Raw genomic sequence first — 24,111 nt, forward strand, 5'->3', positions numbered from 1 at the left:
TCCTTATTATCAATTAGTTAATGTTTACTACTTCTATTAACTTGGATTTATGCTTTTTGACTTCTAAGAAAGCATCAGTTCCAAGCAGACCGTCACTCATGTGTTTATCATATAGCTTACTTGCTGTTAAACCTTTTTCATTTAGTCTTCTTTCTATGTGCTCATATATCTTATATAAGCTTGGGCAATAATAGTCTTTATTATATATATTATTCTCGTTATATTTATATGCCCTTGCAGGGCAACCACCGTGACATACATGTTGCCACTTACATTTTTGACATGAATCGAAACTCTCCCGTGTTCTATACAAAGTGGCCCGTGGCCCAGTCATTAATTCTAGAATAGAGTTATTCTGAAGATTGCCATATTTCATATCGGGTTGAGCGGAAAGGCTTGCACATGGATATACATCGCCTATAGGATCAACAGAGAAAGTAGTGTTACCGCATTGAGACATTCCTAAACAATCTGCTGCTCTTCCTGCTAATATTGCCTGAGTTTTTCTTACAAAATCAGAAATAAATATATAGTTCTCAGGGGCTGCATAAAACCATTTGTCGTATAATTTACTCCAAGGTATATAGTATTCATCAGGATCTAATCCTAGATCTGTATAATTATCTACAGCGTTTCCTGATTTATTTAATGGGATAACATTAAATGGCAAATTATTTTTTAGCATGAAATTGTATATTTCATCTATATAACCTAGACTTGATTTGCTAATTACTAGTGCGCAGCCAACTTCAATTTTATTTCTTCTTAATTTTTTCACACCCTCAAAGACCTTATCAAAACTTCCAATATTTTTGTGAGTTACTCTATTTTTATCATTTATTTCTTTTGGTCCATCAATGGATATGGACATAAAGAAATTATTTTCCTTAATGAAATCACACCATCTTTGAGTTATAAATGTTCCATTTGTTTGTAAGGCATTTAAATACTTTATGCCGTTACTATATTTTTTTGAAATGCAATAACATTTTCATAAAACTTAATACCTGGAAACATCGGTTCACCACCATGCCATATAAAATGGACATAAGTAAAAACCTTTATTTTATTGGCATATTCAAACGTATCTTTAATTGTTTTTTCCAATATTTCCAATGACATAATAGGCTGTCTTTCATCTTCATTATAACAGTATTTACATGCCAAATTACATCTATGTGTTGGTTTTATTATATTTACAAGCTGCATATTAATATTTCCTTTCTTTTTTCATTTCTATCGAAATGACAATATAAGGAAACAACAATAATTCCTTATATACTCACCATATAAACTTGCTCACTTTTTAATTCTATAGAACACTGGTTGAAATGTAACACATCTTATTAACAATAAAAAATAAATAAAAGCCTTTTTGTTGATTTAAATCAAATTGTTATATGAATTAACTATAGATGTAAATATCTATAACTATTTATACCCGTTATCTTTCAAGTTGTCTCTTTGTTAGCTGCGCTCACTCACCTCGGTCACATAGTTACCTATTCTCCCGGGGATTCGTTCCCTTACCGTAGCGATGCATCTTGAAATTCATAGGGTATACACTTGAGATATCAGGCAAATAGCGTTAAATCAAGGCGAGTCATTTCATATTTAACGTTAGCAGAGAATGTCTTACAACACTCTCCGTTCATTTTAATAGAAATAACACTTAAAAATGTATTAAAACACCTCGCTAAAACCTACCGAAATATGGTGTTGGTTTATTAGCGATGATTTGTGGGGACCCTCAACACAAAGTGGGTCTATTGGATGGGTAATTCACTTTTCGAAATAATTGCCAATCTATTCTGATGATGTTCAGGATCTCCCCATAACCAAGACTCTTGGCGACTAACATCATTCTGGGTCAAAATCTTACGCAACTCACAGGTAATCATATCATAAGCATAAACATGCATATTATACGCCAGCGCGTCATACATACGGGCCTGCCAAAAAGAAATACCGTCATAAGTCTGGTTCATATCTGACACAATCACATTATAAGATTCGAGCAAGTAACCGAAGAACACCTGACCAGCCAGTTCATGCAAAACCGTTCGATGTTCACGTTTCAGAATACGCCAAACAAGAATTTGTGTTACAGGGCGGCGATTTAATACTACATCAGGCTGTATAATAACTCTGTTATAGTAGACGACTTCTTGAGACACATCGTTAACCAACGCCAGCTCGAAGTGGGATTGACTGATACGATTACCAAATCGACCATCAACACGAACCAGGCGAAAGCAACAACCCTTTTATCTGATCAGTAATATCAACCCCATTCATCAACGCAGTATAGAGGGTATGATTATCTGAGCTTTCATTCAGATGAGCGAAAACCTCATTAACCTTTTCAGGATTTACCAATCTTGCTGGCATATAACCTCCTCCTATTCCCCGCTAATCATCTAAAAAGGACGAGTTATACCCGTCATCTTTCAAATTGCTTCTTTGTTGGCTGCACTCGCTCACCCCGGTCACATCGTTATCTATGCTCCCGGGGATTCTCTCCCTTGCCGTCGCGATCCATCTTGAAATCCATAGGGTATATCAAATTGATAACTGTACCTTCGATCGATGGTAGCCATATTGAACCCTAAGTTCAACAACAATGGTTGCGTTTCTACTGTTCCATCCACTGTTGATATCTTCCACGACCTAAAAGGCATCATAAGAACGTACCTCCGTGCCTTTTGTCATATCAAGCTCATCTTTGCCGATCTTTTTACTTCCCATTAAACTTGCGTGTTATACCCGTCATCTTTCAAGCTGCCTCTTTGTTGGCTGCACTCACTCACCCCGGTCACATCGTTATCTATGCTCCCGGGGATTCGTTCCCTTGCCGTCGCGATGCAACTTGAAATCCATAGGGTATATACATGTGAAGTAACAGATAGCATCAAGAAAAAATTAAATTCCAATAAAAAACCAAATTTATGCTAGCATTGTTCATTAAGTATTTACTACTTAATCCCAAGAGAGTCACTATTGTCAACACCCCTTTTAAAAGGGTAATGAGCACAAACAAGGTAAAAAACCAAGAGCATATACTTAGAGCCTATCCCAATAGGCGTAATCTATTTAGTTCAATCTTAATGCCACATCAAAAATATGACCAAAAACCACTATTTTTTTCACGCCGCTGTTCAGATTTGTTCTTTATTACAAAGACGAATAAATCAAATCGTTTAACAGAATAGCTCTTAAGCATTAGGACAAATAATTATTTAACAACTGACAACAATGAGGATGCTGATAATTTCAACTATAATCTGCAATTATTTACCATTAACAGTAGCTATTTTTCAGCTAAAATAGCTGATATCAGGCACAGCAGCGAGCACAGCAACAGCCTCTACCTACTCTTTCAATAAATCATTTAAATAATCTTCATCTAAAATAGTATATATGGTTATATTTCTTGCCATTTAAAGTTTCATTATTAAATAGTAAAAATTCAATTAATAAACATACGCTTTTTGACGAGAAAAGCATTATATTCTATTATATGGCTGTCCACTTAAGACATAATCGAAAAAGCAACCATTCAGATAATGATTTAAATAGGAATTTAGGAGTTACTATGTCAAACATACGAAACAAATCCACTCTCATTACACCACAATTAACCCTGATGTGGGACAAAAGCAATGAACCTTGGGGCGCCAGAGATCATCAGTCAAGATTTATTTATGCTAACCCTGCTTTCTATCAACTACTCAACCTTCCTGAAGATTTCGATATTATCGGGCTTACCACGGGTGAATTACCCTCGCCTATCGCCGAGTATGCAGAAGAAGTCCACCGTCAGGATCAAAAAGCCATCCAAACTATGCAACGCATCACTTCACTAGAAACACATCGGTTTGGAGAAAATAACGTCAAACAAAGCTATATTTGTGATAAATTTCCCCTTTATGATGAGAATAATGATTGCATTGGGATCTTCTTTCATATGTATCAACCTCAAGATTTTTCTGTTTCTTACTATTATGACAAAACATCGCCATCAAACCTGGAATTTACGCCACCAAATAATATATTGACGCAAACTGAGTGGGAAGTGCTTTTTCTAACCCTGCGCTCACAAGATGAAGAGAGCATCGGTGAAGAATTAACGATGAGCACAGAAGATGTTGTTAATCATATTCAGTCAATTTACCAGAAATTTAATTTATCACCACAGATGGAATTAGCAGATTTCTGTAAGAAGAATAACTATCATCTTTATATTCCTGAACGTTTTATTACTATCGGTAGTAAGGAATTGTAAATTTATAAAATATTAATTACACAGTAGGATCTCATTATGAGAAAATTTAATAAGCTCAATATTTCATCTCAAGTCATTAACACCCTGAAGCAAAGTAATGACCCCTGGGGGATCAAAGATAAAAATTCATGTATTATTTATGGTAATTTAGCACTTAAGCATCTCAATAATCTTTCAGATTCATTTGATTATGAAGGCCGGTATGATGATGAAATTCCCTGGGATGGCGCTGAATTTGCAAAAGAATTTGTTATTCATGATAAAACTGTAATGGAGAAAGGCGCAAGAGTATGTTCACTTGAAACACATATTCATGGGAAAGATAATTTTTTATCATCTTATTTTTGTGAAAAATATCCATTCTATAATGATGATAACGAATGTGTCGGTACCATGCTCCACGCATGGAAAGCTCAGGATTTCTCATTTACCCGTCTATTTTATGGAAAACTACCATCATCTATTCTGTTCTCTCCACCAACCGATATATTTACGCAACGGGAATGGGATGTTATTTTCCTCATGTTACATAAATATACCAGTAAGCAAATAGGTAGAATACTGAATATTTCCTATCGTACGGTTGAAAGCCATTTCTCACGAATATATAAACGAATTGGTGTTCATTCCAGTCGTCAATTAGAAGACTATTGTCGCATGAATGACTATGACCTCTACGTGCCAGAGAGATTTGTGAAACCGAAAAGCAGAATATTTCCTTAGGCCCTAAATCACAATAAAATTTTTATTATGAAGAAGAACTATACAATATCACCTCAGATTAGGTAATGAACTGTAGGGAAGTAAAAGATAGTTCTTCATGCTTTATTTACGGCAATCCAGCAACAAAATAATTCATTCATAATATTAATAAATTATTTGATTGCAAGAAGCCTTACTACATAACTCATTGTTTTAAATATAATAAACAGGCAACCAAAACAATAAGTCAAATAACAAGCAACAATTCATGCTGCCATAATATATAACACTAGAAAATTCTTATGAAAAACATCAATTTTATCGCTATATCCCAGAAAGCGCTAGGGGATCTCAAAGTAGAACGTTTATTTAAGCTGAAAATTTTCAAGGAGTCTTTATGAAGAACTATACGATATCACCTCAAATTATCAATACGATGGAAATCAGCAATGAGCCGTGGGGAATAAAAGATAGCTCTTCAAATTTCATTTATGGTAACTCAGCAACAAAGAAATATATTCATAATTTTAAAGCCTCATTTAATTATGATGGACTTTATGATCATGAACTCCCTTGGGATGGAGCTGAATTTGCTAAGGAATTTATTATTCAAGATAGTATGGTCATGGCAAAAGGACAGAGAATATGTTCAGTTGAAACACATATATTCGGACAAGATCAAATGTTATCATCTTACTTCTGTGAAAAATTGCCTTTTTATCATGAAGATGGAAATTGTATTGGCGTCATGTATCATTGTTGGGAAGCCAAAAGCTACTCATTAGCCAGCCTACATCAATATTATAAAAAACTACCCGCATCCATTATACTTCAACCCCCAAGCGATATTTTTACGCCACGTGAATGGGATATCATTTTTTTCTTTTTACAAAAATACACCAGACAACAAATTAGACAGATATTAAATATTGCTTATCGTACCATTGAAACCTATATGGCCCAGATATATAACAAGATAGGGATTCATTCCAGCCAACAACTGGAAGAATACTGTTTAGCGAATAATTTTCATCATTATGTACCAGAAAAATTCTTATTGTCATAACAATTTTATTATTAAACTATTCTGTTCATGACAATAATATTCAATCTGGACGTACCAGAATAAATAGCGGTAGCCTTGATCTATACCCTATGGATTTCAAGATGCATCGCGACGGCAAGGGAACGAATCCCCGGGAGCATAGCGAACTATGTGACCGGGGTGAGTGAGTGCAGCCAACAAAGAGGCAACTTGAAAGATGACGGGTATATTAATAAGGCTACCGCTGAAACAACATTATTAACGCTATTATGGCAAAACGAATTAAAATAATTTTTCTATTTTTTTCTTATTTAAAAATTTATTTACTTCGACACCGAGATAATAGCACCAGAAATTTACAAACAAGGGAGAAAATTCATTTTATATTAATATCAACATGGATTTCTGATTTTCAATTCCAATATAATCTGTCCCGTCGAAAGCGCTTTGATGGACGGATGATCCCATTAGTGAATTATTTAAAACACTATCCCTCTCACTTCATCGCTATTCGAAAGCATCCGGTCCTCTACGAAAGGTTTTCGTGATTGCATCCCAAAACGCGATCAATTCATCTTCGGTATATGGCGTTGCAGGTAACTGGTAATTCATTAACATAATAACAACACAGATTTTTTTATCATTCAATACCATATCATTTGCAATAAAATCAAATTGATAACGCGGATTATTGTCAAGAGATTGCATATCTACTGCTAATAACTCATCCCCATGAATCCCATTTATTTCTCTTTCCCCCTTTCTTATTATCTTGCCATAGTTAATAAACCAATCCCTTTCAATCGCACTAATACGTTCAAGTAAAGTGCCTTCCCCTTTAAAGTCATTAATAATTTCAAGACTGAATGTGAAATTATCATCCTGATTTCCTTGATAGACAAACTTTATATTTTCTTTTTCACTATTATAGTCGGCAATAAAACCATCAGGGATACAGATCCCTGCCTCTATCGGAATATCGCTATCCTTTCTGCCACTGATTCTGGCAATTAGCCTTTGCATTTTGTCCAGAGTTTGAGAAAGTATTTTATATTGGCTTTCATTCAATCCAGATTTTATATAAAGGTCTCTTGAATAACTATATTTATCATCTGATATTTCTATAAATTTCATTTCTATAATAAAAGCAACCTCATTATCATATAAATGGGCTTCTAATATTCTGGAAAAGCCGGGTTCACTGACACTATTATTTCTATCAAAAATCACGCCATATAATTTTCCCTGGAGATGATAAACTTTCTTTAAAAAGGGCAGATCTTTCGGATCGGCAGTTTTAGTCGTCCTTAATTTTTGCTCTCTTATCTCTATGCGCTGTTCAAATGCGGATAGATGCATACGCTTGGTTTCTATTTTTGCATCACCAATAAATATCTCATTGTTGATGATGTTTTCAAATGCCAAGGGAATATCAATCAGATAACGCCCGATACAACGAGTCTGCATATTGGCTAATATTTCAGTTTTCATTCTCTTTTCCTTCTCTTTTCCTTTTTAGGTTAAAACGGGATAATAATGGGCAGAGAAATATCACTGCCACAGAATATAAGTGCCTATCTTTTTTCGCATCACGGTTGAGAGCTTCATGAAAAAACAGCGTACTGAGCAGCATGCCGTTGGCATAGCGATTGACTAGTTCAGCGGCAATAATGAATTCACGTTGTAAACTTACTTCCATTATTCTCCCTATATCAATACGTAAATCCTTCGGTAAACTGGAACTAGCTACTTTCAAAGGAGCATCTACTGCAAAAGCCGCTGCATAACATCATGCATAAACAGGATAAGCGATTTCTGAATTTTTCTATCTTCTTAACGGGTGCTGATAAAGATCAACTCTTTTTTTCAAAAAAATACAATTTTTTAATGCCCCCCATTGTCACCACCGATATAACAGCATGTTGAACAAAATATTTAATAACATCAAGATAACCTCATAGCAACATTCCCTCTTCACTGAGAAAAGTATAATCATGGCTCTCACCCATATAGCCAAATGTTTTAATCGGAATATCTGTGGTGATATTTATTCTGACAGCTATTCTGTTAACAAAAACAGTTAACGATTACGCTATTTCCTCATTTATACCCAATGGATTTCAAGATGCATCGCGACGGCAAGGACGTGAATCCCCGGGAGCATAGCAAACTATGTGACCGGGGTGAGCGAGTGCAGCCAACAAAGAGGCAACTTGAAAGATGACGGGTATATATTCAGCAAGATTGTCCGGCTATTATAAAAACCGCTCACCGGACAAATTGATTTTTAACTATTTTTATTTAAGTACAGCCTTTCATCCCACAATATCACTGGCATTACAGCGCCTCCGCCTCACAATTCATTGCCAACGCCCTGCTTAAGGTCTTAGCCAAAATAGTTTTATTTTCACTATCTTCCATCAGACTAAAATGATCCCCCGGAACCGAGGTTAACTGTAACGAAGAGTCAGGAATTATCTGTTCCCAACCTAACGACGGTTCCATCGTTACGGACTGTAGCGCAACATCGGTAACAAATGGAATCTGTGGATAAGATTCCATTGCATAGAATTGATGTAGCGTTATCGCCAGCGCTTTCGGCTCATACTCCTTAACCATCTGGACATAATTTCCCATCTGTACCCAACGTTTGGCAATTAAGTCAGGGCGCAGATTTGATGGGTATAATTCCAACTTCTGCGCTGCTGCAATAAATTGCACTAAATTCAGTTCGTCCATTTTCTGATGCAATGCGGCAATCTCTTGAGGATGCTCATCCACTGACTGCCTTGCCAATTCAGCAAGGAACTGAAGTTTAGGTTGATCAACTCGTGTCTTGAAACAGTGCGGAGCAGGTGTATCAATGAGCCCCAAGAAATTAACGGTCTCTCCGGCATACAACAGTTGCTGAGCAATGGCATAAGCCAGTATACCGCCAGAAGAGTAGCCGTATATCCGATACGGGCCTTCTGGTTGCACTGCCTTCATAAAGGTGATCATTCTGGTCGCCAGAGCTTCAATGGTCGATGCCTGTTCCTCATTGATAGACGGCCAAGGTAGCGCATAAATCGGGTAATCCGCCTGAATATGCTGAGCCAGCCCAAAAACATAGGAATAGTCATCCATGCCACTCGGCACGAAGAAGAGCGGCGGTTCGGTTCCATCCGGTCGCACCGGTATGGCGCTGTTTTGCAATTGAGACAGCGGATCTGAGGTGATCTCTGACACCAATTCCGCTAGCACCGGGAATTGGAACAGATTATTTAATGAGCAAATCAACCCTCGTTCTGCGGCCAGATTGATCATCCGCATAGCAAGCAGCGAGTGTCCACCCAAGGTAAAGAAGTTGTCATGCCGGCCAATTCGCTCAACCCCCAGTAATTCACGCCAGACAGCCGCCAAGGCGATCTCTGCTTCGCCTTGCGGCGCTTCATAGATCTGACGGGCAAACGCGTTCTGATCAGGCACCGGTAATGCCCGGTGATCCAACTTGCCGTTCGGAGTCAACAGAAAGGCGTCCAGACGCACAAAGGCTGACGGCACCATATAGTCAGGCAATAAAGCTCTTAAATGACGATGTAATTGGCTAGCCAGTCCATCATCCGCCTCAGCTGCGACATAAGCCACCAGACGTTTATCCTGACCATCTCCCAGTGCCAATACAATCGCCTCACGCACATCAGGGTACTCCATCAACCGCGCTTCGATTTCACCCGGTTCAATGCGGAAACCCCGGATTTTAATCTGTTGATCATTACGACCAACAAAGACCAGATTACCATCTGGCAGATAGCGGGCTAAATCCCCGGTTCGGTACATACGAGCATCCGGTTGATCGCTGAACGGATCTGTCAGGAAACGTTCAGTCGTCAAATCAGAGCGGTTGAGATAGCCACGCGCGACACCGGCACCACCAATGTACAATTCCCCCACTGCCCCAAATGGCACTGGCTGGCCGTGATTATCCAAGAGATAAATAGAGGTATTCGCTGTCGGACGCCCAATCGGGATCAGCATATCAGTATAGTCTGGCGGGCAACGCCAGCAGGTTGCACAGACGGTGATTTCTGTCGGGCCATAAGCATTAAACAACGTTGCCCGACCACGTAATGCTTGCAACAACGCCGCACTGGGTGCTTCTCCGCCCAGTATCAAGGTGGGCTTTATCGTTATCGCCGGTAAATCGGCCCCATCCCGTAACAGAGCCGGGGTCAAACAGGCGTGTGTTACCCGCCGTTCTTCCAGATAACGCCACAGGCGCAGCGGGTCTTGACGAACGCTATCAACCGGAATGTCTAGGGTAGCTCCCCCACACAGTGCCACCATGATTTCCCAGACACTGGCATCGAAACCAAATGAAGCAAACTGTAACATCCGGCTATCCGAGCAAATGTCAAATTGGGTGATTTTCTCCCAAATTAAATTGACCAAGCCATGATGTTCGACCATCACCCCTTTTGGTGTACCGGTGGAACCAGAAGTGTAAATCACATACGCCAGATGTCGTGAGGTTAGCGCCGGGACGTGCGGATTATTATCCGGCTGATCAGGCAGAACATTCGGATCAAGTACCGTTAACGCCGTCAGCGCCTGTTCACCTAGCGCAGTACGGCCCACATTATCTGCCAGTACCACCGACGGTGTCGCATCCGTGAGCATATAAGCTAGCCGGTCACCCGGGTAGGCTGGATCTAAGGGAACATAAGCCCCACCCGCTTTGAGTACCGCCAGTAGCGCCACCACTCTTGACGGTGAACGCGTGACACAAATCGCCACCCGTTGATCGGGTTCCACTCCGAGTTCAATTAACTGATGAGCCAGTCGGTTAGCATATGCATTCAATTCTGCATAGCTAAGAGTCTGCTCTTCATAGACCAGTGCCGTTGCCTCAGGATTTTTCGCCACTTGCTGTTCAAACAGATGATGAATACACAACGAGTTGGAATATGTCGTTTGCGGGCCATTGCCGACTTTCAGTAGCCGTTTCCTTTCTACTGCCGATAAAATTTCCAACCGCTGAACCGGGGTTTCCGAGGCGTGCTCCAGTGCACCCACCAGACTTTCCAACGCCTGTTGCATATAGCCACACACCCGCTCGGCATCAAACGGCTGGACGATTTGCGCTGTCAGCCCCAGTGCATCACCAAAATCTTCTACTGACAGCGTAAACGGATAGTTAGTCCGCTCCTGTGCACCGAGAAATTCAACACCGCTCATGATCTCATTCGATTCCACCGAAGCTATATTGTGTCGGTAGTTCAGCAAGGTACTAAATAGAGGCGTTCCTCCCTGCACCCCGCTACAACGTTGAGCCAGTGCCAACGAGGCATATTCGTGTTCCAATAATCCCGCCAGCCGGTGATGTGCTACCTGTACGCTGTCTCGTACCGAGGTATCATCCATATCCAACCGTAGCGGCAAGGTATTGATAAACAGCCCCATGCCATTTTCAGCCCCTTCACCCGCCGCCATGCGCCCAAATAAGACGGTGCCAAATACTACCTGCTGCTGTCCGCTGGTACGTGATAACACCTGTGCCCAGGCCAGATGACATAGGGCAGCCAAGCTCACCCCCAATCGCCGAGCCTGACCACGTAAACGGTTATTTAACTCAGGGGTCAACATCCGGTGCGATTCGGTCATCTGCGAGCCATCATGGCGAACTTCCGCCAGCCCAAACGGTAACGTCGGTTCATCAACCTCAGCCAACATCTCGGTAAAGAAACGGGTATGTTCTTCCTGACTTATCCCTAATCGGGACTGCGCCACCAGATTACGGAATGGCGCTGGGGCTGGCAGGTTGCCGTCCTGCCCGTCAAGGTACGCCTGAACTTCGTGGCTCATCACATCCAGCGCGGTATGGTCGCCAATCAAATGATGCATCAGTTGCAAAACAATCCAACGACCATCACTCTCCTGTGCCACCACAAAGCGCAACAGCGGCGCCTGCCCCAAATCGAGACGATATTGACGTGGGTTAAACCGTTGTGCTAATTGTTCGCTGATCGGTCCGTCAGCCGGATCTAATGGCAATTCCATCACCGACAACGACACCTGACGGCAAACGACCTGCGCCGGAACGGATATTCCTTGCCAGATAAAGGCGGTCCGTAGGATGTCATGACGGTTAATCACCTGCTGAACCGCCGCCAGATAACGATCCAGCAGAGGCCGGTCAGCAAAAGCCATTTGACCTGCCAACAGATAGGGATCGCCTTCGTTTGCCAGCAAATGGTGGAACAGGATACCGTCCTGTAACGGCGACAACGCATAGATATCCTGAATATTGGCTATCCCGCCCGGTACCTGTTCGACGATGTGATCAATTTCAGACTGAGTGAGATCAATCAGCGGTAACATTTCTGGCGTTAACACCGTGGTGGCCGGTGTAATCATGTTGGCCGGCACTTTTTCGGTCTGATTCAGCCTCAATGTTTGCGCCAGTTCAGACAGTATCGGGGATTGGAACAGATCACGTACTGCCAGCGTTAAACCCAAATTACGCAAACGTTCAACCATCCGTACCGCAAGCAACGAATGGCCCCCCAAGGCAAAGAAGCTGTCGTACCGGCTAATCTGTTCAACGCCCAGTAATTCACGCCAGATAGCAGCCAATGCGGTTTCGGTTTCTCCTTGCGGCGCAGCGTAAATCTGGTGGGCAAAAGCATCTTCCCCCGGTGCGGGTAACGCCCGGCGATCCAGCTTGCCGTTAGGCGTCAACGGAAAAGCATCCAACCGCACAAAGGCCGCCGGTACCATGTAATCAGGTAACAACCCACTCAGATGTTCACGCAGACGGTTAACCAACCCGTCATCTGCTTCCGCCGCCACATAAGCCACCAGCCGTTTATCCGGCCCATCGCCTAAGGCCAGTACCAGCGCTTCACGCACCCCGGAGTATTCTGTCAGCCGGGCTTCGATTTCTCCCGGTTCAATGCGGAAACCGCGGATTTTAATCTGCTGGTCGTTACGACCAACAAACACCAGATTGCCATCCGGCAGATAGCGAACTAAGTCCCCAGTTCGATACATCCGGGCATCAGCAATATGACTAAATGGGTCTGCAAGGAAACGTTCGTCGGTCAGTTCAGGACGATTGAGATAGCCACGCGCCACACCGATGCCACCAATATAGAGTTCACCCACTGCCCCTAGCGGCACGGGCTGACCGAGGGCATCTAGCAGATAGAGACGGGTGTTGGCTGTTGGGCGCCCGATGGGAATTAACACATTGGTATAGTTTAGTGGGCAACGCCAACTGGTTGCACAAACGGTGATTTCCGTTGGACCATAAGCATTGAATACCGTAGCCTTGTTGCGCAACGCTTTAAGCAACGCCACGCTGGGCGCTTCACCGCCCAATATCAAGGTAGGTTTTACCGTTATCACCGGCAAATCAGCCCCATCCCGCAGCAAAGCCGGAGTCAAACAAGCGTGCGTCACTGACTGCTCTTGCAGATAATGCCAAAGGCGGTGTGGGTCCTGGCGAACAGACTCATCAGGAATAACCAGAGCGGCACCACCGCATAGCGCCATCATCATTTCCCAGACACCCGCATCAAAACCAAATGAAGCAAACTGCAACATCCGGCTAGCGGGGAAAATGTCAAATCGAGCGATTTTATCCTGAATAAGGTTGACTAACCCACGATGCTCCACCATCACCCCTTTTGGCGTGCCGGTCGAACCAGAGGTGTAAATCACATAAGCCAGATGACGGGAGGTCAATGTAGATAGTTGTGGGTTGTTATCCGATTGATCAGGCAATAAATGCGGATCAATCACTGTCTGCCCCACAAGCATTTGCTCACCTAAAGCTGAACGTCCAACACTATCTGCCAATAAAATAATCGGTTCAGCATCAGTCAAAATATGGGCCAGACGTTCACCCGGATAGGCCGGGTCCAATGGCACGTAAGCGCCTCCCGCTTTCAACACCGCCAACAGCGCCACTATCCGCGCCGGTGAACTTGCTACGCAAATCGCCACCCGCTGATCCGGCGCGACACCCAGCGCAATAAGTTGGTGAGCCAATCGGTTAGCATCAGCATTCAATTCCACATAACTAAGGGATTGGTTTTCATGTATCAGCGCCGTGGCATCCGGGGTCTTCTCCACTTGCTGTTCAAACAGTTGATGAATGCACAACCGCTCAGGGTACGCCGTTTCAGTGGTGTTCCAGGTTTTTAACAATAATGTGCGTTCAGTTGTCGGCAGAATTTCTAACTGCTGTACCGGCATATCGGACGCCTGCTCAAGCGCCTGCACCAGACTTGTCAACGTCTGTTGCATATAGTCACATATCCGTTCTGGATCGAATGGTTGCACCACTTGAGCCGTCAGCCCTAGATCAGAGCCACCATCCTCTACCGACAACACAAATGGATAGTTGGTCCGCTCCTGTGCGCCAAGGAATTCGATGCCACTCACAATTTCATCTGGTGTGACCGGCTGGGTATTATGTCGGTAGTTCAACAGCGCATTAAAAAGTGGCGTTCCACTGTCTACGCCACTGCAACGTTGCGCCAGCGCCAGTGAAGCGTGCTCATGTTCCAACAATCCCGCCAGTCGGCTATGTGCGGCGCGTACACTGTCCCGCACCGGGGTATTATCGATATCCAATCGCAACGGCAAGGTGTTAATAAATAGCCCCATGCCACTATCAGATCCTTCTCTCGCTTGCATACGTCCAAACAGCACCGTACCGAACACCACTTGCGTTTGCCCACTGGTACGCGATAGCACCTGTGCCCAAGCCAGATGACATAGCGCCGCTACACTGACGCCTAACCGCCGCGCCTGACCACGTAAGCGCTTGTTCAGTCCTGCTGTCAGCATCCGGTGAGATTCCGTCACTTGTGAACCATCATGATGTGCTTCCGCCAACCCAAATGGCAGTGTCGGCTCATCCACCTCAGCCAGCATGTCGGTAAAGAAACGGGTATGCTCTGTCTGGCTGACACCCAAACGAGCCTGCGCCACTAGATTGCGGAATGGGACCGGCGTAGGCAAGCTGTCTATTCGCCCGGTGTCTATTCGCCCAGAGAGAAAAGCTTGCACTTCGCTGTTCATCACCTCCAACGTGGTATGGTCGCCAATGAGGTGATGCAGCAATTGCAACACAATCCAACGACCATCGCTCTCCGGCGCCACAACAAAACGTAATAACGGCGCCTGATTCAGGTCAATTCGATGCCGGCGCGGGTCAAAACGTTGAGCCAGTTGGTTACTGATCGGCCCATCAGCCGGGTCGAGCGTCAATTCCGTTACGGACAAAGGCGCCTGACGGCAAATTACCTGAGCCGGCACAGACAACCCTTCCCAGATAAAGGCGGTACGCAAGATATCATGGCGGTCAACCACCTGTTGAACCGCAGCCAGATAGCGGTCAAGTAAGGGTCGATCAGCAAAAGCCTGTTGAGTAATCAGTAGATAGGGATCACCCTCATTTGCCAATAGATGGTGGAATAAAATGCCATCCTGTAACGGTGACAGCGCATAGATATCCTGAATATTGGCAATTCCACCCGGTACTTGCTCAACAATACGATCAATTTCAGCTTGAGTCAGATCAATCAGCGGCAACATGGCTGGCGTCAGCACAGTCGTATCCGCGGTAATACCGTTATCAGGCACGCTAATTTCACGATGCGGCACCAAAGATTGGGCCAATACACTTAATGTCGGATGCTGGAATAGTGTTTGCACCGACAGGCCCAATCCTATACGCCGTAAACGCTCAATCATCCTGACTGCCAACAGCGAGTGACCGCCCAAGGCAAAGAAACTGTCATGTCGGCCAACCTGTTCAACATTCAGCAATTCGCGCCAGATAGTGGCTAATGCTATCTCCATTTCCCCTTGTGGCGCTTGGTAAGCTTGGCGAGCAAAGGCGTTCTCCCCCGGTGCTGGCAGCGACCGGCGATCCAGCTTACCGTTAGGGGTCAGCGGAAAGGCATCCAAACGCACAAAAGCCGCCGGTATCATATAGTCAGGCAAAATATCACTCAGGTGCTCACGCAATCTGGCCGCCAGTCCGTCATCCGCTGGCGCCACCACATAAGCCACCAGTCGTTTATCCTGCCCGTCACCCAACACCAATACCAGCGCTTCACTTACCTCAGAGTGTTCAATCAATCGTTCCTCAATTTCTCCCGGCTCAATGCGGAAACCACGGATTTTAACCTGTTGGTCATTACGACCAACAAATACCAGATTGCCGTCCGGCAAGTAGCGGGCCAAATCCCCGGTACGGTACATTCGGGCATCCGCTTCATCTCTAAACGGATCATGCAGGAAACGTTCAGCCGTCAATTCAGGGCGATTGAGATAGCCACGCGCTACCCCAACGCCACCAATATACAATTCCCCCACGGTGCCCAATGGGACTGGCTGGCCGTGTTCATCCAGCAGATAAAGGCGTTTGTTGGCGGTCGGGCTGCCGATGGGGATTAATCCCCCGGTATAATTTGACGGGCAATTCCAGGTGGTCGCACACACGGTAATTTCCGTCGGCCCATAAGCGTTAAACAAATCGGCCCGGCTGCACAGTGCCTGAAATAACGCAGTACTCGGTGCTTCTCCTGCAAATATTAATGTTGGCTTGATCGCTATCGCCGGTAAATCGGCTCCATCATGAAACATAGCCGGCGTCAAACAGGCATGGGTCACTGCCTGTTCTTCCAGGTAACGCCAAAGGCGCTGTGGATCTCGCCGCACGGTTTCTGTAGGAATAACCAGCATGGCCCCACAGCTCAGCGCCATCATGATTTCCCAGACACTGGCATCGAACCCAAATGAAGCAAACTGCAACATTCGGCTGGTGGCACAAACATCAAACTGAGTAATTTGTGTCAGCGTCAAATTAACCACGCTACGATGTTCAATCATCACACCTTTTGGTCTGCCCGTTGAGCCGGAAGTGTAAATCACATAGGCCAGATGCTGTGGGGTCAGTCCAGAGACTTGCGGATTATGGTCTGGCTGCTCCAGCAAGGTATTCGGATCGAGCACAATCAACGTCGCCAAAACGTCCTCACCTAGCGCGGCCTGCCCAACATTATCCGCCAGTAAAATAACCGGTGTCGCATCAGTGAGCATATAAGCCAGACGTTCACCGGGATAGGCTGGATCTAACGGCACATAGGCCCCGCCCGCTTTCATCACCGCCAACAACCCGATGACCCTCGCGAGTGAGCGTGTCACACAAATCGCTACCCGCTGATCCGGCGTTACGCCTAAGGCGATAAGCTGGTGGGCTAGCCGGTTGGCGCGGGCATTCAGTTCTGCATAGCTAAGCGTCTGATTTTCATACACCACCGCTATGGCATCCGGGGTCTTCTCTGCCTGTTGTTCAAACAACTGATGAACACACACCTGAGTAGGGTATGGTTCTTCGGTCGCATTCCAATTCTCCAGCAATAACTGCCGTTCAGCGGATGACAAAATATCGATAGCCGTGACAGGTTGCTGAGATTGGTTCACCATTACCCGCAATATGGCCTGCAAATAACCAACCTGTCTTTCGATGGTTTCATGGTCGAACAGGGCCGAAGAGTAGTTCAGTTCTCCAACAATTTCGCCTGCCTTTTCCGTTAATTCCAGTTGCAGATCGAATTTCGCTATATCGTATCCTAGCTCGAATGACGTTACCGCCAATTCCGGTAATTGCCATTCCTCTGTTTCATTCTCCTGCCAGGCAAACATTACCTGGAACAGTGGCGTATGCTCCGGTCTGCGTGGCGGTTGAACAATTTCTACCACCTGCTCGAAAGGCAGGTCCTGATGATCCTGCGCTTCTAGTGTCGTCTGCCGTACACGCCGCAGTAGAGTGACCACATCCGGCATATCGGATAAATCGATACGCAACGCCAATGTGTTAACAAAGAAACCAATCAGCGGTTCAATTTCCCGCCGATTACGGTTAGCGCTCGGTATACCAATAACGACATCATCCTGCCCGGACAAACGCGACAGCAACACAGCCCAAGCGGTCAACACTGTCATAAACAGTGTGGTACCGTGCTGTTGTCCCAGATGTTTTAGCGCCTGTACCAACGTGGCATCAATGTGCACCGCGACCCGACCTCCGGTAAATGATTGCTGGGAGGGTCGAGGTTTGTCTATCGGCAACTCAAGCAATACCGGTGCATCTGCCAACGTCCGACGCCAGTAATCACGCTGTGCCTGTACTCCTTCACCAGAAAATACCTGCCGCTGCCAGGCCGCATAATCAGGATATTGAATGGTCAATCGCGGCAACGGATCAGGCTGTTGATTTAGACAAGCAGCGTAAAGTGCAGCCAGTTCTGATTCAAGTATCTTTAAAGACCAAGCATCGGAGATAATATGATGCTGAGTCAGTAAGAATATATGCTCTTCATCGGCCAGTTGGATCAGTGCGCAACGAATTAGGGGGCCACGAGCAAGATAAAACGGCGTTTCAGCTTCCTGTACACACAAGCGCTTAAATTGTTCGTTCACGTTAGATGCTTTACGCAAATCGTATTTTTTCACCGGTAGACCAAATTCCGCAGGTAACAGTTCAACCTGAGGCTGACCATCAACGGTGATAAAAACAGAACGGAGCGCCTCGTGGCGAGCAAACAGTCGATTCAGGGCCTGCTGCCAAGCAGAAAGATTTAGCCGTCCACGTAAACGCAGGGCTGTCGGAATATGGTAGGTATCACTAACCCCCTCAAATTGCGCCAGAAACCACATACGCTGCTGACCAAACGATAACGGCAAAATACTATCACGGGATATTGGCCTAATTTCAGGCAATTTATCACTGCCCGTATTACGTTGTGCGCAAATCTTCCCGGTAAATGTCGCCAATGACGGAGACATAAACAACGCGGCCAACGGCAGGTCAACACTGAAAGCGGCTATCCGGTTCATCATCCGCACTGCCAACAGGGAATGTCCGCCCAAGGCAAAGAAATTATCGTGTCGGCCTATCTGCTCAACGCCCAATAATTCGCACCAGATAGCCGCTACTGCGATTTCCATTTCCCCTTGTGGCGCGACATAAATCTGGCGGGCGAAGGCATCTTCTCCCGGTGCCGGTAATGCCTGATGATCCAATTTACCGTTTGGCGTCAGCGGGAAGGCCGCCAAACGCACAAAGGCCGCCGGCACCATATAATCAGGCAATATAGCGCTCAAATGAGTGTGCAAACTGGCCGCCAGTCCACTATCCGCATCGGCTACAACATAGGCAACTAAACGTTTATCCTGCCCATCTCCCAAGGCCACGACCCGCGCTTCACGCACCATAGGGTGTTCTGCCAACCGAGCTTCAATTTCTCCCGGCTCAATGCGGAAACCACGGATTTTAATCTGCTGGTCGTTACGGCCAACAAACACCAGATTGCCGTCCGGTAAGTAGCGCACCAAATCCCCGGTCCGGTACATCCTGGCATCGGCAGCATCACTAAATGGATCAGCTAGAAAACGTTCGTCAGTCAGATCTGGCTGATTGAAATAGCCACGAGCGACACCATCCCCACCAATATAGAGTTCCCCCACTGCGCCCAATGGAACTGGCTGGCCGCGGTTATCCAGTAGATAAATACGTGTATTCGCTGTCGGGCGCCCAATGGGAACCAACACATCAGTATAGTGTGATGGACAACGCCAACTGGTGGCACAGACGGTAATTTCTGTCGGGCCATAGGCATTAAATAGGATTGCTTGATGACTTAACGCTCGTAGTAGCACGGGACTGGGCGCTTCACCGCCCAATATTAATGTCGGTTTTATTGCTATCGTTGGCAAATCGGACCCTTCTCGTAACAAAGCCGGGGTCAAGCAGGCGTGCGTCACCGATTGTTCTTCCAGGTAATGCCAGAGGCGACTCGGATCTTGACGAACAGTTTCGGCCGGAATAACCAGACAGGCTCCACTGCCTAATGCCATCATGGTTTCCCAGACACCGGCATCAAAGCCAAATGAAGCAAACTGTAACATCCGGCTAACAGGGCGAATGTCGAATTGGGTGATTTTATCCCGGATAAGATTGACTAGCCCACGATGCTCAATCATTACCCCTTTGGGTATCCCGGTCGATCCAGAAGTGTAAATCACGTAGGCCAGATGGCGAGAAGTTAAGGCAGAAACCTGCGGATTGTTGTCCGGCTGGTCAGGTAAGATATTCGGGTCTAGTACCGTCAGTCCCGCAAGCGTTTGCTCACCCAATGCAGCCCGCCCGGTACTATCCGCCAGCACTATTGTCCTCACCTCCATTACCTTCAACCCCCTAGCCGGGGCTACATCGGTCAGGATATGTGACAGTCGTTCTCCCGGATAAGCCGGGTCCAACGGCACATAGGCTCCGCCCGCTTTCAGCACCGCCAGCACCGCTATTACCCGCGCCAGTGAACTTGCCATGCAAATCGCCACTGGTTGATCTGGCACGACGCCCAAGGCAATCAGTTGATGAGCAAGCCGGTTAGCGCTGATATTCAATTGTCCATAGCTGAGCGTTTGATTTTCATACACCAGCGCCGTGGCTTCCGGTTTTTTTTCCACCTGATGTTCAATCAACTGATGAATACAGAGTTGCTCAGGATACGGTGTTTCAGTCGCGTTCCAGTTTTCCAGCAATAACGTGCGTTCCGATGCAGGCAAAACGTTTAGCGCCCGTACCGGCGTTTCCGGCGCCTGTTCAAGGGCATCCGCCAGACTTTCCAGCGCCTGTTGCATGTAACCGCATACTCGTTCTGAATCAAACGGTTGTACTACCTGAGCAGTCAGCCCCAGTGTATCGCCACCATCCTCCACCGACAGCACAAACGGGTAGTTGGTCCGCTCCTGTTCGCCGAGAAATTCAATACCCGGCACCATCTCATGCGGGACCATCGGTTGCTCATTATGCCGGTAATTCAACAGGGCACTAAAAAGCGGTGTGCCGCCCTGTACCCCACTGCAACGTTGAGCCAACGCCAATGAAGCATGCTCATAATCCAGTAATCCGGCTAACCGGGTATGCGCTACCCTGACGCTATTGTGTACCGGGGTATCATCGATATCCAGCCGCAATGGTAATGTATTGATAAACAGCCCCATACCGCTGTCGGCCCCTTCCCCGGCGGCCATACGCCCAAATAGCACGGTGCCGAACACCACTTTCTCTTGTCCGCTGGTACGCGACAGCACCTGTGCCCAAGCCAGATGGCACAGGGTTGCCAGACTGACACCTATACGTCTCGCCTGAGCACGTAAACGATCATTCAGCATGGGAGACAACATCCGGTGCGCTTGTGTGACCTGAGAACCATCACGATGTACCTCGGTCAGCCCAAACGGTAACGTCGGTTCATCCACTTCTGCCAACATGTCGGTAAAGAATCGGTGATGTTCTGTCTGGTCAACCCCTTGCCGAGCCTGAGCCACCAGATTACGGAACGGTACCGGTGTCGGCAGGTTATCGCCCTGTCCCTCAAGATAGGCCCGAACTTCGAGGTTCATGACTTCCAGCGTGGTATGGTCGCCAATCAGGTGATGTTGTAATTGCAGTACGTACCAGCGGCCATCTTCTTCCTGTGCTATCACAAAGCGTAACAACGGTGCCTGACTTAAATCGAAACGGTATTGCCGCGGATCAAAACGTTGCGCCAGTTGATCACCAACCGGTCCGTCAGCCGGGTTCAGCGTCAGTTCAGTGACTGACAATGGGGCCTGACGCCAAACCACCTGCGCCGGAACGGATAATCCTTGCCAGATAAAAGCGGTACGCAAAATATCATGACGGTCAACCACCTGTTGTACCGCAAATAAATAGCGGTCTAGCAAACCACGGTCAGCAAAGATCATTGGATAGGCCAGCAAGTAAGGATCACCTTCTTTCGCCAGTAGATGGTGAAACAAGATACCGTCCTGCAACGGTGACAGCGCATAAATATCCTGAATATTGACCACTCCACCCGGTACCTGCCCGACGATGTAATCAATATCAGGCTGAGTCAAATCAATTAACGGCAACATCGCTGGCGTCAATTCAATGGTCGCCGGGGTAATGACATTCGGCGGCACTGTCACAATCTGATGCTGCCCCAATGTTTGGGCCAACTCTGCCAGTATTGGCAATTGAAACAGGTCGCGGGCAGCCAATGTCAGCCCTAAATGGCGTAGCTGTTCAATCATGCGCACGCCGAGCAGTGAATGGCCGCCCAAGGCAAAGAAGCTGTCATGCCGACTTATCTGCTCAATACCCAGTAACTCACGCCAGATAGTCGCCAATGCAATTTCCCGCTCCCCTTGCGGTGCGGCGTAAACCTGACGAGCAAAGGCGTCTTCCCCCGGTGCCGGTAATGCCCGACGATCCAGTTTGCCATTAGGAGTTAACGGGAATTCATCCAACCGCACAAAGGCCACCGGCACCATATAATCAGGCAACCGCGCACTTAGGTGTTCACGCAAGTGGGTAGGCAATTCGTTATCCGACTCTGCCAACACATAAGCAACTAACTGCTTGTCCTGCCCCTCACCTAACGCTAATACCACCGCTTCACGTACTGCGGAATACTCCACCAATCGGGCTTCAATTTCTCCCGGTTCAATCCGAAACCCGCGGATTTTCACTTGCTGATCGTTGCGGCCCAAAAATTCCAGATTGCCATCCGGCAGGTAGCGAGCTAAATCGCCGGTCCGGTACATTCGCGCATCCGGTGCATCACTAAATGGATCAACCAAAAAGCGTTCAGTGGTCAATTCAGGGCGATTGAGATAACCACAGGCCACCCCGTCGCCACCAACATAAATCTCGCCCATCCTCCCCAATGGCACGGGCTGGCCCTGCTCATCCAGTAAGTAAACCCGCGTATTGGCAATGGGTCGACCAATAGGAATGTTGGTTGTTCCTGGGGATAACGTTTCAATCCGGTATGTGGTGGTAAAGGTGGTGCCCTCGGTCGGCCCATAGGCATTCAATAACTGCTGAGGCGGGTTCTTGCGTAAAACCTGGGAAATCACATGGGAGTCAAGAATATCGCCGCCGATAATCAGATTTTTCAACTGTGGCAACACTGGGGACAATTCCGCCGCTAGCCGGTTAAACAGGCCGACGCTTAACCATAAGAGATTAATTTGATAACGGTCTAATGCCTGTACAAATTCCGGCGGCGTCAACAAAGTGGTGTGGTCGATAACCACCAATGCCCCGCCATTGAGTAAAGGTGCCCACACTTCAAAAGTACTGGCATCGAAAGCCGGGTTAGCCGCGAAAGCAACCCGATCATTGGGTTCAATTTCAACATAACCATTATTAATAACGAGTCGGACCACAGCGCGGTGAGGCACGATCACCCCTTTTGGGGTGCCAGTCGAGCCGGAGGTGTACATGATATACGCTGGCGCAGTACTGGAATAAAGTAAGTCAGGATTGAAACTCTCTTCCGCCTTGTTCGCGCCTGTCTCATCAGAGAGACGAATTAGCGGGACATCCAGATTAGTCGGGATATTCGCTTGTGCGTCGGTGAGCAACAATTTGGCTAAGCAATCGTTTATCAACCCATTTTTTCTCTCGTCCGGCATGCCGGTATCGATAGGAACATAAACCGCCCCCGCCTTGAGAATAGCCAATTGAGCTACCACCAATTCGATAGATCGCTCTAACAGGATTGCCACATGATCATTCTGGCAAATCCCCTGTTTAATCAGTTGATGAGTCAGTCGGTTAGCACAAGCATTCAATTCCGCATAACTCAGGGTCTTATCTCCTGCGATTAACGCCGTCGCGGTCGGGGTTTTCTCCACTTGTCGTTCAAACAATTGATGGATACCTAACTGGTCAGGATAGACGGTTTCAGTGGCATTCCAAGTTTCCAACAACAGTGTACGTTCAGCCTCTGATAACAAATTAAGTTTCTGAGCAGATATGTCGTCACCGACCTTGTCTGACGGTACTTGCACTAATCCAGCGTCAAAGATAATTTCCTTTTTAGCCATGCTATCTTTCATCTACTTACTACCTCAACGAATCTGTTAGTTATTTGAAAACTGTCATTCTCAACAGTCATCACAAATGTTTTGCCATTATTTCTTCCCTCCAAGAAATAAAAACGGGCACACACCAAGC

General features: G+C 46.1%; 10 protein-coding genes and 2 pseudogenes. 5 read left to right on the forward strand and 7 right to left on the reverse strand.

The features are described from left to right. Positions 1–13: 13 nt before the first annotated feature. Both ACGF49_RS06435 and ACGF49_RS06440 read right to left on the reverse strand, forming a co-directional pair. Positions 14–871, reverse strand: a complete 858-nt coding sequence (locus ACGF49_RS06435) for a radical SAM protein (RefSeq protein ID WP_113041725.1) — start codon at positions 869–871, stop codon at positions 14–16. Between the two features lie 80 nt (positions 872–951). Beyond that, positions 952–1,209, reverse strand: a complete 258-nt coding sequence (locus tag ACGF49_RS06440; RefSeq protein ID WP_113041724.1) for a radical SAM protein — start codon at positions 1,207–1,209, stop codon at positions 952–954. A gap of 348 nt (positions 1,210–1,557) precedes the next feature. Here ACGF49_RS06440 and ACGF49_RS06445 point away from each other — a divergent pair. Next, a pseudogene (locus ACGF49_RS06445) lies at positions 1,558–1,731 on the forward strand (IS4/IS5 family transposase); the annotation flags it as partial. Between the two features lie 35 nt (positions 1,732–1,766). Here the strand turns inward: ACGF49_RS06445 and ACGF49_RS06450 are convergent. Both ACGF49_RS06450 and ACGF49_RS06455 read right to left on the reverse strand, forming a co-directional pair. Next, positions 1,767–2,391 (reverse strand): annotated as a pseudogene (locus tag ACGF49_RS06450) (hypothetical protein). Between the two features lie 356 nt (positions 2,392–2,747). Beyond that, on the reverse strand, positions 2,748–2,915 hold the full coding sequence (locus ACGF49_RS06455; RefSeq protein ID WP_271859144.1) for a hypothetical protein: 168 nt from the start codon (positions 2,913–2,915) through the stop codon (positions 2,748–2,750). A 680-nt stretch (positions 2,916–3,595) separates the two neighbouring features. On the opposite strand from ACGF49_RS06455, the gene ACGF49_RS06460 reads away from it, so the two are divergent. The 4 genes from ACGF49_RS06460 to ACGF49_RS06475 all read left to right on the forward strand — a co-directional run bounded on the left by ACGF49_RS06460 (position 3,596) and on the right by ACGF49_RS06475 (position 6,323). Further along, entirely contained in the window at positions 3,596–4,285 is a 690-nt protein-coding gene (locus tag ACGF49_RS06460; protein ID WP_349010587.1) for a PAS domain-containing protein, read from the forward strand. Positions 4,286–4,321: 36 nt separating this feature from the next. After that, positions 4,322–5,008: a PAS and helix-turn-helix domain-containing protein gene (locus ACGF49_RS06465; RefSeq protein WP_228901678.1), complete on the forward strand. Its 687-nt coding sequence runs from the start codon at positions 4,322–4,324 to the stop codon at positions 5,006–5,008. Positions 5,009–5,384: 376 nt separating this feature from the next. Further along, positions 5,385–6,053 carry a LuxR C-terminal-related transcriptional regulator gene (locus ACGF49_RS06470; protein WP_113041721.1) on the forward strand — a complete coding sequence of 223 codons (669 nt, stop codon included), beginning with the start codon at positions 5,385–5,387 and terminating at the stop codon, positions 6,051–6,053. Between the two features lie 75 nt (positions 6,054–6,128). Then, positions 6,129–6,323, forward strand: coding sequence for a hypothetical protein (locus ACGF49_RS06475; protein WP_146748068.1), 195 nt, complete (start codon positions 6,129–6,131; stop codon positions 6,321–6,323). A gap of 216 nt (positions 6,324–6,539) precedes the next feature. On the opposite strand, the gene ACGF49_RS06480 is transcribed toward ACGF49_RS06475, so the two are convergent. From ACGF49_RS06480 to ACGF49_RS06490, 3 genes are all read right to left on the reverse strand, one after another. Then, positions 6,540–7,523, reverse strand: coding sequence for a T6SS immunity protein Tli4 family protein (locus ACGF49_RS06480; protein ID WP_387490198.1), 984 nt, complete (start codon positions 7,521–7,523; stop codon positions 6,540–6,542). After that, positions 7,513–7,731, reverse strand: coding sequence for a hypothetical protein (locus ACGF49_RS06485; RefSeq protein WP_228901679.1), 219 nt, complete (start codon positions 7,729–7,731; stop codon positions 7,513–7,515). The genes ACGF49_RS06480 and ACGF49_RS06485 overlap by 11 nt, the downstream gene beginning before the upstream one ends. A 638-nt stretch (positions 7,732–8,369) precedes the next feature. Beyond that, positions 8,370–23,993: an amino acid adenylation domain-containing protein gene (locus ACGF49_RS06490; protein WP_387490202.1), complete on the reverse strand. Its 15,624-nt coding sequence runs from the start codon at positions 23,991–23,993 to the stop codon at positions 8,370–8,372. Positions 23,994–24,111 lie beyond the last annotated feature (118 nt).

The organism is Photorhabdus sp. RM96S (assembly GCF_042879335.1).
Taxonomy (GTDB): Bacteria; Pseudomonadota; Gammaproteobacteria; order Enterobacterales; family Enterobacteriaceae; genus Photorhabdus; species Photorhabdus kayaii.

Bases quoted from the DNA above. Each gene is read 5' to 3' on its own strand.
- ACGF49_RS06480 (WP_387490198.1), bottom strand. From the start codon at position 7,523: ATGAAAACTGAAATATTAGCCAATATGCAGACTCGTTGTATCGGGCGT.
- ACGF49_RS06465 (WP_228901678.1), top strand. From the start codon at position 4,322: ATGAGAAAATTTAATAAGCTCAATATTTCATCTCAAGTCATTAACACC.
- ACGF49_RS06470 (WP_113041721.1), top strand. From the start codon at position 5,385: ATGAAGAACTATACGATATCACCTCAAATTATCAATACGATGGAAATC.
- ACGF49_RS06440 (WP_113041724.1), bottom strand. From the start codon at position 1,209: ATGCAGCTTGTAAATATAATAAAACCAACACATAGATGTAATTTGGCA.
- ACGF49_RS06485 (WP_228901679.1), bottom strand. From the start codon at position 7,731: ATGGAAGTAAGTTTACAACGTGAATTCATTATTGCCGCTGAACTAGTC.
- ACGF49_RS06490 (WP_387490202.1), bottom strand. From the start codon at position 23,993: ATGAAAGATAGCATGGCTAAAAAGGAAATTATCTTTGACGCTGGATTA.
- ACGF49_RS06460 (WP_349010587.1), top strand. From the start codon at position 3,596: ATGTCAAACATACGAAACAAATCCACTCTCATTACACCACAATTAACC.
- ACGF49_RS06435 (WP_113041725.1), bottom strand. From the start codon at position 871: ATGTCCATATCCATTGATGGACCAAAAGAAATAAATGATAAAAATAGA.